This window comes from Candidatus Cloacimonadota bacterium (assembly GCA_034722995.1).
GTDB lineage: Bacteria > Cloacimonadota > Cloacimonadia > JGIOTU-2 > JGIOTU-2 > JAGMCF01.
In genome coordinates, this window is record JAYEOL010000045.1 from 1 (window position 1) to 12486 (window position 12486).

General features: G+C 31.7%; 10 protein-coding genes, 1 tRNA gene and 1 pseudogene. 1 reads left to right on the forward strand and 11 read right to left on the reverse strand.

The features are described 5' to 3' along the window. Positions 1-153: 153 nt before the first annotated feature. The 9 genes and pseudogenes from U9R23_05540 to lon all read right to left on the reverse strand — a co-directional run bounded on the left by U9R23_05540 (position 154) and on the right by lon (position 11348). Complete coding sequence (locus U9R23_05540) at positions 154-804, reverse strand: hypothetical protein (protein MEA3475883.1); 651 nt, start codon at positions 802-804, stop codon at positions 154-156. Between the two features lie 388 nt (positions 805-1192). Then, positions 1193-2677, reverse strand: coding sequence for an FAD-dependent thymidylate synthase (locus tag U9R23_05545; protein ID MEA3475884.1), 1485 nt, complete (start codon positions 2675-2677; stop codon positions 1193-1195). 263 nt (positions 2678-2940) lie between these two features. Continuing rightward, positions 2941-4710 carry an aldehyde ferredoxin oxidoreductase family protein gene (locus U9R23_05550; GenBank protein ID MEA3475885.1) on the reverse strand — a complete coding sequence of 590 codons (1770 nt, stop codon included), beginning with the start codon at positions 4708-4710 and terminating at the stop codon, positions 2941-2943. A 189-nt stretch (positions 4711-4899) separates the two neighbouring features. Further along, positions 4900-5550, reverse strand: a pseudogene (gene deoC / locus U9R23_05555) (deoxyribose-phosphate aldolase). Positions 5551-5592: 42 nt separating this feature from the next. Next, a complete protein-coding gene (gene ricT / locus U9R23_05560) occupies positions 5593-6432 on the reverse strand; it encodes a regulatory iron-sulfur-containing complex subunit RicT (protein MEA3475886.1) in 840 nt (279 codons plus the stop codon). After that, entirely contained in the window at positions 6395-7654 is a 1260-nt protein-coding gene (locus U9R23_05565; protein ID MEA3475887.1) for a putative sugar nucleotidyl transferase, read from the reverse strand. The genes ricT and U9R23_05565 overlap by 38 nt, the downstream gene beginning before the upstream one ends. Before the next feature lie 105 nt (positions 7655-7759). After that, positions 7760-8719, reverse strand: coding sequence for a methylmalonyl Co-A mutase-associated GTPase MeaB (gene meaB / locus U9R23_05570; protein ID MEA3475888.1), 960 nt, complete (start codon positions 8717-8719; stop codon positions 7760-7762). A gap of 17 nt (positions 8720-8736) precedes the next feature. After that, a complete protein-coding gene (locus tag U9R23_05575; GenBank protein ID MEA3475889.1) occupies positions 8737-8973 on the reverse strand; it encodes a DUF4911 domain-containing protein in 237 nt (78 codons plus the stop codon). 29 nt (positions 8974-9002) lie between these two features. Beyond that, positions 9003-11348 carry an endopeptidase La gene (gene lon / locus U9R23_05580; GenBank protein ID MEA3475890.1) on the reverse strand — a complete coding sequence of 782 codons (2346 nt, stop codon included), beginning with the start codon at positions 11346-11348 and terminating at the stop codon, positions 9003-9005. 165 nt (positions 11349-11513) lie between these two features. Here lon and U9R23_05585 point away from each other — a divergent pair. Next, positions 11514-11590 (forward strand) — tRNA-Pro (locus U9R23_05585). A gap of 63 nt (positions 11591-11653) precedes the next feature. Here U9R23_05585 and U9R23_05590 read toward each other — a convergent pair. Both U9R23_05590 and U9R23_05595 read right to left on the reverse strand, forming a co-directional pair. Beyond that, the gene (locus tag U9R23_05590) at positions 11654-11860 is read right to left on the reverse strand and encodes a hypothetical protein (protein MEA3475891.1); all 207 of its coding nucleotides are present in this window, start codon (positions 11858-11860) and stop codon (positions 11654-11656) included. A gap of 240 nt (positions 11861-12100) precedes the next feature. After that, a complete protein-coding gene (locus U9R23_05595) occupies positions 12101-12382 on the reverse strand; it encodes an HU family DNA-binding protein (protein MEA3475892.1) in 282 nt (93 codons plus the stop codon). Positions 12383-12486: the final 104 nt, after the last annotated feature.

Consider the following 12486-nt stretch of genomic DNA (forward strand, 5'->3'; position numbering starts at 1 on the left):
TAAACAGGAAATTAAAAAATCTTGATGGTTTTAAATCAGAAAAAAATCTTGCCACCTTTATGAAGATCTGGTTTGTTAATTACCATGAAAAATTTAAAAATTAGACACAGTTATTTGAACGCTATCTATAATTAATATTATTCATTTTTTCTCCTAAAAAGTTATTGAAATGTTAAAATTAGTAAATAAGCATTTTATCCCAAAATCTAAAGAAATTCGTAAATATAAATCATCTGAGATTATCAAACTATATCCTCCACCAGCTGCTAAGTTAGGACAAATACTTTTCTTATATTTTGTTTTCTTTTCAAAGGGAGATGGTTCAACAATCGCGTAATCTATACCATAAATTAATAATCCAAATAATCCTTTTCTACTTTTTGAAATAAAAATACTTTTTTGAAAATATACTCCACAAGTATATATCATACTAATGAAACAGCCTTGATGATAATGAAAAAACCAGATATTTTCTGTCATGCTATTTCTTATTTCACTCAAATAATACTTACCAATGCCAATTGATCCTCCATAAAGTAAAAAGGGCGAAGCTTTAAAATACATAAACAAATCCTTTTTCTTTTTGATAAAGGTGTTGGTATTACTTTTAGAGAAATATTGCGATTTACAGGAACTCTTATTTCTATGCAAATCGAAAAGCAATCCTGACGATAAATTACTACTAAACAAATGGTTTTCATTTGTATTTGTGTTTTTGGTTAATATCTTTTTTGTTGTATATTCCTCAGCAAAAGCAAATGAACACAATACTAGGCTTATCATCATACAAATTAATTTTTTCATTTTTAATTTTCTTTCTTTCAATATTTTTTCAAGTTTTGGTAATTTTTTATTTATCTTTCCCAGAAGAATGCCTTTCAATCAGCCTATGTGCTGATAGAAAGGCTAAACTAAATGAATTTATTTTTTCCTCCAATAAATATATTAATAAACAAGGATTTTGTAATATATTTTTTTCTTATTGTAAATTTAGATAAGGGTCGATTTATCATTATTTGTATTAAATTAAAGTATAGTTTTTGAACAAACCAGAAATCTTTACGGGAAAATAATTTTATTTTATCATCCATAATTTAATCTGTGAGCAATTTGTTTTAGCATAAAGAATTGCATAATATTTTTTTGTCAAATGTTATATAAAAATTTTTATAAAATTTTAACTTATCACTTTTCATTCTTTTATATAAACATTCCTGTATACTTTCTCAAACTCATCTTTGCCGCAAATCAGCATAGTTGTGAGAGGAGCAACTTTTTTGCATTCTGCGACAATCCAATGAGCTAATTCTCTTATCTCCCATTGAGCATTCCTGTCCTCACGCAAACGAGCAAAATTGCATAACTCACGCAAATTCAATTTAAATATAACCAATTTATGATGAGCATTTGTCAAAATGTAATTCTTAATCTCCGGATAAGTCTTTGCAAGTTTAGAATAAAATTTTTCTGTCTCCCCTATGATTTGTGTAAACTCTTCTTGCTTGCCAATTGCTATAATACTTTCAGGAATGGTATATCCATAATCGGTTTTGTAATCGGAAGTAATAATAGTACTCATTCTATGCCGTTTCAGTTGTGCAAAACAGGATGCACTGATGTTTAATTGAAAAATAAATTCCGCCAATTCAAACTCACGAGGTAATGAATCATAACTTTCAATATTTTCTAAAGATTCAAGAATATGATTTCTCTTTTCTTGTAATGACATTTGCTTAACTCTGTTTAATAAATCTTCAAATGAATTCCCTGTTTTTCGAAAAAGAAGAGTTGCCAATACTTTTTCATCACAATTGTCTGTATAATTTAATAATTTATTTTTATATCCATCTGAATTTGGTTCAAAATGTGAGGCTGTATAGATTTTATATCTGCTTCTATCATATTCTGAAGGTTTAATATATTTAATCAATGATGGAGCAACAGATTTCACTTCGTTATAAATTTTATCAGCAAGTTCAGTTGCCTCCTTAAAAGGAATTGCATATAATCTTTTCAATAATCTTTCAACACTTCTTGCATTAATGGTCATTCCCATCTGGGCTTGAGTAGCAAGTGAAAGTACATATCGAGAATCTTCTTTTGCCTTTCCTTCCAATTCTCTCTTACTTAATTTTTGAGGTGAACTATAATTTTCATTTTGTTTAAAGTAATAATCTTTAAGATTTTCAAAGAATTCTAAATAAGCTTGATTTTGTATTTCAATGATTTTAATAAATTCATTACGAAATTCTAAATCGTTTTTTATTTCAGCAGGCAAAACATAATCACCGTGAAGTGTAACATATCTTTGTGATTTTTCAGTAAAAGAAGCTAATCGTGTTCGCTGGACAAATTCAGTTAAATATCGCGAAATACCAATAATATCAAGATTAAACACAGCATGTTCTGCAATGGAACTATGCCCCATATCAAACACAATTTTTTGATTTGATTTTCTTGCTTTTTCAACATCTTCTACAGATTGCTTGCGTAATTCATCAACTGATTTCTGAGACCTGCTAATGCGTGCGTAGGCTGCAGAAATAGTTTCTGGAGTAAACTGAATTTTTTCAAATTTATCCTTTATAGCTTTCAGATTATTTAATTTTTTTAAGCAATTAGAAAAATCCTTAATCTGGTCAAAATCTATATTAAAGCCAGCGAGTTTTACCTGCAATTACTCTCCTATATATTAATCAGCCACCTGCCTTCGTCAAACTACAGCAAGGCAGGCAAAATCACACCCGTTCTCCGTCCCGATTCCATCGGGACTGCGTCCATTCTCCGTAGTCCCGATGGAATCGGGACGAAGGATGAAAAGGGTGAACAAAAAAACACTTAACTACTAACCACGAACATCACGAACAAATATTAAATCATTTTCTTTACATCAAAAGATAAGATGAACTCTTGGTAATAAAGAAAGGACAGAATTAGTGGTTATAAATCAAGTTCTTTGATTGTCTTTTTAGTTGGAACACCGTTTGAATCCCATCCCCTTATAGCATAATATTTATCAAGCATCTCATCAAGTTTTACAACTCTGTTTCGTGAAGGTCCCTCACTAAACTTTTCTGTAAGAAAACGGGAAGGAAGCATATCGTCTTCTCGTGTAAATCCTGCTTTTGCATTAAAATCTCTCTCAAGGGTATAGATTCTTTTACCAATTTTTAATACTTCTTCATCGGTAAATTCAATGCCTGTTACACAGTTTAACATTTCTGTGAATGTAGATACTCCTAACGCAAATTGGAGAAATCTACACAAAATTATTGAATCAACAAAAGCAGAAATATCCTGAAGAAGAACAACTATTTCTGGTTTCCCTTTAGTAGAAAATCTATCCAGAAATACAGGCTGGCCTAAAATTTCAGGTCCAATCATATATGCACGCATATGACAGCCGCCCCGATTAGATGTTGCAAAAGCGAGTGCTTGACCTTGTGCTCCACGAGGGTCATAAGCAGGAAGCTCCATACCTTTTACCTGCATTGAGAGTTCCTGTCTACCATATTTCTCGGAAAGTCGTTTAGAACCTAATGCAAGTTCTACACCAATACCTCGCTTATATGCAATATCCTCAACAATTCCAACAATTTTCTTTGCCTCTCCCCATTTTAAATTATAAGGGAATGCTCCAACCTCAGATAATTCCATTGCACATCCAATAGTATTTCCTGTAGAAATTGTATCAAGTCCAAGCTCATTACAAGTGTAATTTGCCTCAGTAACCGCTTTTAAATCATTAATACCTAATTGTGCACCAAAAGCCCATACAGTTTCATATTCCGGCCCTTCACCTTGTCTATTTGCAGTCTTAGTTGACCTTCCGCAAGCAATTGGACATTTATAGCATGCACTCTTTTTCTGAACAATAGATTCAGCAATTTTCTCACCACTTATGCCTTCGGCATCATTAAAAACTCCATACTTAAAATTTCTGGTTGGAAACATACCATGCGCATTTATCACATTAACAAGAACAGATGTGCCTAAAACTTTTAATGATTTTCCAGTTATCGGATTTTTATCAACAAGTCTATCAATACGGAAAAGAAGGTCTTTCAGTTTATTCGGGTATCTAACAGAAACGGTTTTAGTGCCATAAGCAGCAATTGCTTTAAGGTTTTTGGAACCCATAATAGCCCCAAAACCACCTCTACCAGAGGCTCTATCTCTATCATTCATTATTGATGCAAATAGAACCTTATTTTCTCCTGCAGGACCGATACATGCAATAGATGTCTTTGAGGAAGTCTCATTCATAATCGCATCTCTGGTTTCATGGGTATTTTTTCCCCAAATATGTTCAGCATTTCTTATTTCAACTCCTGCTTTAGTAATATAGAGATAAACAGGCTTGGCGGATTTTCCTTGAATTATTATTCCGTCAATACCTGTTCCTTTCAGCCGTGCACCGAAATTTCCTCCAGAGCTTGAATCACAAATTGTAGTAGTAAGAGGAGACCGTGAAATCACCTGATAACGGCCGGATGTAAGAACAGTACCTGTCAAGGGACCTGTTAGAAAAATCAAAGCATTTTCAGGGGAAAATGGGTCTGTGAACTGTGAACATATCTGTGTATAAAGTTTGACCCCCAATCCTCTACCTCCAAGATATTTTCTCCTTAGTGATTCCTTAATTGCGATTGTTTCTTTTTTCCTTGTACTAAGATCAACTTTTATAATTTTACCCATCCATCCATTCATGAAAGATCTCCTTTTCTATTCGTAAAACTTATTATATTTATCTCTATGAGGACAAGTTAAGCATTTCTTTTTATAATAGGTATAAACTGCTTTGGGAACTTTTGCTAATGATATGTATCTTGAAGGACAAATGTGACATGGAATTTCAGGTTCAAGCCATGATTCTGGTGCAAATTTATAAAGTGATGCTCCTTCTAATATGGCAACACTTGCACTGGTGCCTAATCTTGTTGCACCTGCTTTAATCAATCTCCAGGCATCTTTGAAATTCTTTATACCGCCGGCAGCCTTTACTCCAATGTCAGGTCCCACTGTTTTTCTCATAAGCTGAATATGGGCTGGAAAGGCACCAAAAGCTCCAAAACCAGTTGAAGTTTTAACAAACTTTGCTCCAGCTTTAACAGCAAGTTCACAACCTTTGACAATTTCATCATCAGTAAGATAACCCGTCTCAAGTATTACTTTAACAAGAGCCGGATAACTTGCTTCTACAACTTGCGTTATATCATCTAATACAAAATCATATCTTTTATCTCTAAGTGCACCAACATTTATAACCATATCAATCTCTTCAGCGCCTTCTTGAACTGCTTTTTTCGCCTCGCATGCCTTTATGTAACTCGTATTTGCACCAAGTGGAAAACCGACTACATTACAAACTAAAACCTCGCTTTCCTTTAGCTGTTCATAGGCAAATTTAGTAAATGATGTATTTATGCACACTGAATAAAAGCCAAACATTTTTGCTTCGTTACAAAGATTGAGAATTTTTTTCTCTCCCGAACTTGATTTCAGTTCAGTATGGTCTATCATTTTGGCTAATTTTTTCACATCTATCATATCTTCCTTCTTATTTTTGATGGAGAAATTTTCTTTGTGCCTCTATATTTTTTTTCTGTTTTTTAATGATTTATATTCGTCCAGAGATATTGTAATTCCAAATTGGTCTTCATCTTTTAGTTCAACGGTAGAAATCAAGTAATTGTTTTTGGTTACTTTCATTCTTTTTCTCTTATATATAATTTCATCATTTAGAGATGGAAACCCCTTAGCTTTTTCCAAATAAAAATCTTCTTCATACGCAAGACAACACAATATTTTTCCGCAAGGGCCTGTAATTTTGGAAGTTGTAGCAGTTACATTTTGGTGCTTAGCCATTTGGATTGTAGCTCTATCAAAATTCAAATTGAGATTCTTACAGCAAAGTTCTCTTCCGCAAGGGCCGAATCCTCCAAGTCTTTTGATTTCCTGCCTTTCGTTAATCTGTCTTAACTCAATCCGTGTCCGAAATATTTGTGCCAAATCTTTAAGAAAATTACGAAAATCAACACGCTTTTCCGCCATAAAATAAAATGTTAGTTTATTACCATCAAACTGATATTCCACATCAACCAGATTCATGTTAAATGGCTGATTTTTTAATGCTTCCAAAAATTTTTTTTGGGCACCCTTTTCCTTTTTACGAACACGAGCAAGTCTTTTCAGGTCATCATTATTGGCTGGGCGGATAATTTTTTTTATATCTTCCTTCTTTATGTAAACATCTTCGGGCTTAACAGAAAACATTGCGACTCTGCCTATATCAGCTCCTTTTTCAGCTTCAACAATTACATATTGTCCTGTATGGAGTTTTATATTTTTGGGATTAGCAAAAAATCCTTTTCTGTCATATTTAAATCGTATTTCAACTAATTTGTCCATTTCTTTTTCTATTAAAAACATTTCTCATTTTCGTAGAATTATCAAAGCATTTTTTCAAGATTTTTTCTTCAAATTTTTCTAACTTAAGCCCTCTTCTCTTTTTAACGAGCCTGATTGTTTCAAATATTTTATTAATTCTATAATCTTTTAAATTCGTTGCAGTTCCCCAACTAAAAGAGGGTATAAATCCACTAAATAAATCAGCAGAATATAAGTTACACCCAATTCCAACTATGCAGCCAGTATTGAACATTGTATTTATACCGCTTTTTGAATAGTCACCAATTATCATTCCAAAAAATTGCATTCCTGTATTGATATATCTTCTTTCTGGATAAAAATATGCTTTTACTTTTTTATAATTATTTTTTAAGTCACTGTTATTTGTATCTGCACCCAAATTTACCCATTCACCAACATAGGAATGCCCGAGAAATCCATCGTGTTGTTTATTTGAATATCCTTGAAACATTGTCTCTTCAACTTCTCCACCTAATTTACATACTTTACCAACAGATACTCCATGATAAATTTTTGCTCCAACTTTAATTATACTATTTTTACCAATGTAAGCTGGACCAAATATAACTGCATTCGCCATAATTATACTATTATCATCCAGAAAAATTGGTCCTGCACTTGCATCCAGAACAACATTTGGTGCAATGGTTACATCTTTACCAATGAATATCTTCTCATTATTAATCAAATGAATGTTTTCGTTCTTATCAATATAATTTGTCTTGCTTTTAGTGATAATTTGAAAATCTTTAGTAATAGCGTCAGAATTCTTATCAACGAGTTCCCAAATGTAATTTATAGGTTTGATGTTTAATTGCTCTCGTGATATATCTTTCATTAACTTATGTATATCCTCTGATGAAATTGATATATCAGCATTGATGTTTTTCTTAAAAGCAATACAGGTTTGTTCAAAAAATAATCCTGTATTATCAGATAATGAATTTATTCTTCTTGCGATTTCACCATTAATAAGCAAGCTTCCATTTATGAAAAGATTGGAATTTTTAGTTAATTGATTTATATGTCGCTCTGGAAATCTATTTCTGTAAAGTTCCTTTAAATCCTTTCTTACAATAAGATGATAATCATACTCGGGATAATAGTAAGCAATTTTCTGTCGTAGTTTTAAAATACCACATCTAAGGTCAAAAACTGCACGTGTATAAGTCAAAGGTAAAAAATTTTCCCATCTTGAATCTTCAAAAATGTTAATTTTCATAAAAACCTTTAATCTTCCTGACATCCGTAGTTTTAACGAAGGATGTTAATCTTTAATCTTGTTCTTTGCGGTTTATCGCTCTATGTTATAGAGTGCCTATAATAATTAATTTCTTTTATTTATTGCAAGATTATTGTTTATTATTTCATTTGCAATTGAGTAAGGGTCTGTATTCTTTTTATAGACTGAATCAACCATTTTTAACAGTTTATTATTAGATTGCAATTTTTCTTTTGTATTAGATAACAGAATTCCTTGAATTATTGAAATAATTTCGTTTTCAATCCTTCCTTTTTGTTTACGAGTGTGTATATGATTATCATATAAAAATTCTTTATGATTTTCAATAGTGCAATAAAGTTCATCAATTCCTTTATTGTCTTTAGCAATTGTTTCAACTATTGGAGGGACATAATTCGTTTTCTTTTCTGAAAGTTGCTGTAATATTTCTAAACTGGTTACAATCTTTTTACAACCTTGTCTATCGCATTTATTAACAACAAATATATCGCCAATTTCCATTATACCAGCTTTCATAATTTGAATACTATCTCCGGAACTTGGTGTAAGCACAAGCACAACTGTATCAGCATATTTCACTATTTCTACTTCTGATTGCCCAACACCAACAGTTTCAATCACAATATAATCACATCCTAACACAGACAAAACAGTAATAGCATTATTTGTATTGGGAGCCAGACCACCCAGATGGCCTTGTGTACTCATACTTCTGATAAAAATTCCATTGTCAGTTGAATGTCGTTGCAAGCGGATTCTATCTCCTAAGATTGCTCCGCCGGAAAATGGGCTGGTTGGGTCAATTGCTATTACCCCAACTGTTTTATTCTGGCTACGAAATCTATCAATTAATTTATCAGTAATAGTGCTTTTGCCAACACCTGGTGCACCAGTTATACTTAATAAATAGCTTTTCTTTCTATATGGATAGATGGATTTTATTATTTGCTCAGAATGATTATTATTTTCAAGAAATGTAATCAATTTAGCAGCAGCATGAAAATCTCCCTGTAAAAGCTTTTCAGTCAATTTTTCTATATGCATACTTTAATAATCGAAAATTAATCATAAACATAATCTTTTAAATAATTAATAATTTCTTCAACATCCTGCTTAAAATTTTTTGGAATTATAATTCTCAAAAGCATCTTTTTTTTATCAATTGTAGTATAATTACAGTATCCTTCAAATGATTCTAAAATAAAACCTATGAATTGCAAATCAGTAGAATTAGTTTGGACAATTAATTCAGTTGCTTCATCGTCCAAAATCTTTTCCGAAACTATATCAATTTGCATATAAGCTTTTATTAATTATTTACATTTTATTAATTTTCAAGCACCAATGAGAGCACATTTTGCATATTTTCAACTGGGATAATATTTAAACCTTTCTTAATTTGTTTTGGGATTTCAACTAATTCTTTATAATTTTTCTTTGGAATGATAACGCTATTAATTTTAGAGCGTTGGGCTGCCACAAGTTTTTCTTCTAATCCACCTATCGGTAATACATCTCCCATCAAAGTAATCTCACCTGTCATTGCATAATCAGCTCTTACTTTTTTCTCTGAAAGTGCAGAAATAATTGCAGTAGCCATAGTAATTCCCGCAGATGGTCCATCTTTTGGAATAGCACCTTCAGGTATATGAATATGTATATCTTTATTTCTATAAAAATTCTTTTCTATCTCAAATTCTGAGTAGTGGGCTCGGGCATAACTTAATGCTGCATTTGCAGATTCTTTCATAACATCACCCAATTTGCCTGTAAGCATAAGCTTGCCTTTTCCTTCAAGGAGTGCAACTTCTATTTGTAAAATAACACCTCCAACTGGTGTCCACGCCAGCCCATTAGCAACTCCAATTTTACTCTCTTTATTAATCTCTGCATAGGAAAATTTTTCTACCCCAAGATATTTTGACAAATTTCTATTGTTAACTTTAAATCTCTTTATAGATTTATCATTTAAATAACTTCTTACAATTTTTCGTAAAATAGAAGCGATATTTCTCTCTAACTCCCTTACTCCTGCTTCTCTTGTATAATTCCCTATTATAGACAAGATAGCATTCTCGGAAAATTCTACTTTAATATCCTTGTCAAGCCCGTGGTTTTTAAACTGTTTTGGCATTAAAAAGCCTTGAGCAATTTTTTGTTTCTCAAATTCAGTATAACCTGGCAGAGTTATTACTTCCATTCTATCCCTCAGAGGAACTGGAATTGAATAAAGATCATTAGCAGTCGTAATAAAAAGCACCTGTGACAAATCATAACCTATCTCAAGATAATGGTCGTGAAATTCAAAATTTTGTTCCGGATCCAATACTTCTAATAGGGCAGCGGATGGGTCTCCTCTAAAGTCCATACTCATCTTGTCAACCTCATCAAGCATAATTACTGGATTTTTTGTTCCAACTCTTTTCATAGCTTGAATTATTATTCCAGGCATTGCACCAATATATGTTTTACGATGACCTCTGATTTCTGCTTCATCTCGAACTCCACCTAAAGACATGCGTGAAAATTTTCTCTCCAAGGCTCTTGCAATAGATTGTCCTAAAGAAGTCTTACCTACGCCAGGAGGTCCGACAAAACAAAGAATTTGTCCTTTAACTTTATCAACCATCTTTAGTACAGCAATATATTCTATGATTCGTTCCTTAATCTTTTTCAGCCCATAATGGTCCTCATTCAATATTCTTTCAGCTCTTTTTAAATTAAACTCTTTTGACTTAGCGGTATCTCCCCAGGGAAGGTCAACAATCCAATTTAAATAATTTAATGAAACTGTATATTCAGGTGACATTCTATTTGTTCGTTTCAGTTTGCTTAATTCATAATTAACCTTCTTCCTGGCTTCTTCTGTAAGTTGCAATTTTTTTATCTTTTTTTCTATTTCTTTGATTTCAACATTCTCACCTTCAGTAAGACCTAATTCTTTCTGGATTACCTTTAGTTCTTGATTCAGGAAATACTCTCTTTGGGTTTTAGTTAATTTACTTCTAACTTCTCCAGCAATTTTTTTACGAATTTTTAAGATTTCGACCTCTTTAGAAAGCATTTCAATAAGATAGAAAATTCTTCGTAAAAGAGGTAATTCCAATAATTGTTGTTTTTTATCAATATTTAACTCAATATTTGCAGCGATGAAATCTACTTTATCATCCAGGTCATCAAGATTTTCAAGAGTTATCAAAACATCCTCAGGAAAACTTCTGCTCAGCTTAGCATAGTCCTTAAATTCAGTCTCCAAAGTCTTAATAAGTGCACTATGTTCAGGACTTTCCGGGATATATGTACTTTCTACCATTTCCAACTTTGAAGTAATTAAGTCTTTCTGATTATTATACTTAACAATCCTGGCACGTTTTATTCCTTCAACCAATACTCTAATAGTTGTGTCGGGCATTTTTAGAAGTTGAATAATCTGACATATAACACCTATTTTATATAAATCATTTCTTTGAGGGTCCTGGGTTTCTGGAGATCTTTGCGTAATGCAAAAAAACAATTTATTAGATTCAAACGCTTTTTCAGTTGCTTTAATTGATTTACTTCGTCCTATAACTAAAGGTACAATCATTCTAGGAAATATAACTAAGTTACGCATTGGAATAACTGGTAAAACATCGCCTGATTTTACTTTCTTTCCTCTAATTATTAAGTCCATTTTACTTATAAAATCCTTATTATAATTTTTAATAAATATTATTTTTCTTACTTATATGTCAAATTTTATAAAGTTTCTTTATAATACTTAATACTGAAAAATAATGATAATCAGATTAGTAATTTTCTTGACATTAAGAAGTTAATATAATTTTTATTTAAAAATCGGGATGTAGCGCAGCTCGGCAGCGCGCTTCGTTCGGGACGAAGAGGTCGCCGGTTCAAATCCGGCCATCCCGACCAGAATAAATTCAAAGTATAATATCCAATCGATTTAACGATGAAAAAATTCTTCCCCTAATTAAGTTATTTCTTTCTTCGCGACATATCAGCAATATAAAGCAAGATTGCAAAAAGAATGAATGGATTTGCTGCTATAAAGTAATTTTCATGCTGGAGTATAATATTACTGTGTGGAAAGAATAGTTTATCAATAATACCAATTAATATCAATAAACCAGCAACAATTGCACATAACTTCGCTAAAATATTTAGAATATTTTCTTTTAACATTAGCTCTCTCTTTATCTGGGATTAGAATATCCAAAATAAAATTACATTTGATATTTATAATTTCATCTATATAATCTATCCAGATTTCAATTTTATTTATAGAATTATATAAACTTAGAATACAAATATGAAAGTTATCTCTGCTTTTTCTTATGACGATTCTTACGAAGTATCTTTTTTCTCTTATGCTTATTGATTTTCTTTCTCTTTCTCTTTTTTCCGCAGGGCATCAAATCTCCATTAGTTATTATTCATTATATCGGTAATAAAGAACTTTGAAAATTTAAATGTAGGAACAATTCTTTCGGGAAGTCTAACGATTTCTCCTGTATTTGGATTTCGTGCAGTACGTGCTTTCCTTTTCTTATTCTTAAAAGTTCCAAATCCTCTTAGTTCAATATGCTCTCCTCTAACCATACTTTTCCTAACACTACTCAAAAGCGCATCTACAATCATTTTAGTATCACTTAGAATAATCCCTGTTTCCTGGGAAATTGCTCTAACTAAATCAGCTTTAGTCATCTTATCCTCCTGATTTTATAAATTACAAATCTTAATCCCATAATTAACAATTTACTTACATATTACTAACCTTAATAATTTTTTGTGTCAAGATTTTTTATTTT

What these genes read in the sequence shown, in the direction of transcription:
- U9R23_05550 (MEA3475885.1), bottom strand. Translation starts at nt 4,710, where the DNA reads ATGAATGGATGGATGGGTAAAATTATAAAAGTTGATCTTAGTACAAGG.
- U9R23_05540 (MEA3475883.1), bottom strand. Translation starts at nt 804, where the DNA reads ATGAAAAAATTAATTTGTATGATGATAAGCCTAGTATTGTGTTCATTT.
- lon (MEA3475890.1), bottom strand. Translation starts at nt 11,348, where the DNA reads ATGGACTTAATAATTAGAGGAAAGAAAGTAAAATCAGGCGATGTTTTA.
- U9R23_05590 (MEA3475891.1), bottom strand. Translation starts at nt 11,860, where the DNA reads ATGTTAAAAGAAAATATTCTAAATATTTTAGCGAAGTTATGTGCAATT.
- U9R23_05565 (MEA3475887.1), bottom strand. Translation starts at nt 7,654, where the DNA reads ATGAAAATTAACATTTTTGAAGATTCAAGATGGGAAAATTTTTTACCT.
- U9R23_05595 (MEA3475892.1), bottom strand. Translation starts at nt 12,382, where the DNA reads ATGACTAAAGCTGATTTAGTTAGAGCAATTTCCCAGGAAACAGGGATT.
- ricT (MEA3475886.1), bottom strand. Translation starts at nt 6,432, where the DNA reads ATGTTTTTAATAGAAAAAGAAATGGACAAATTAGTTGAAATACGATTT.
- meaB (MEA3475888.1), bottom strand. Translation starts at nt 8,719, where the DNA reads ATGCATATAGAAAAATTGACTGAAAAGCTTTTACAGGGAGATTTTCAT.
- U9R23_05575 (MEA3475889.1), bottom strand. Translation starts at nt 8,973, where the DNA reads ATGCAAATTGATATAGTTTCGGAAAAGATTTTGGACGATGAAGCAACT.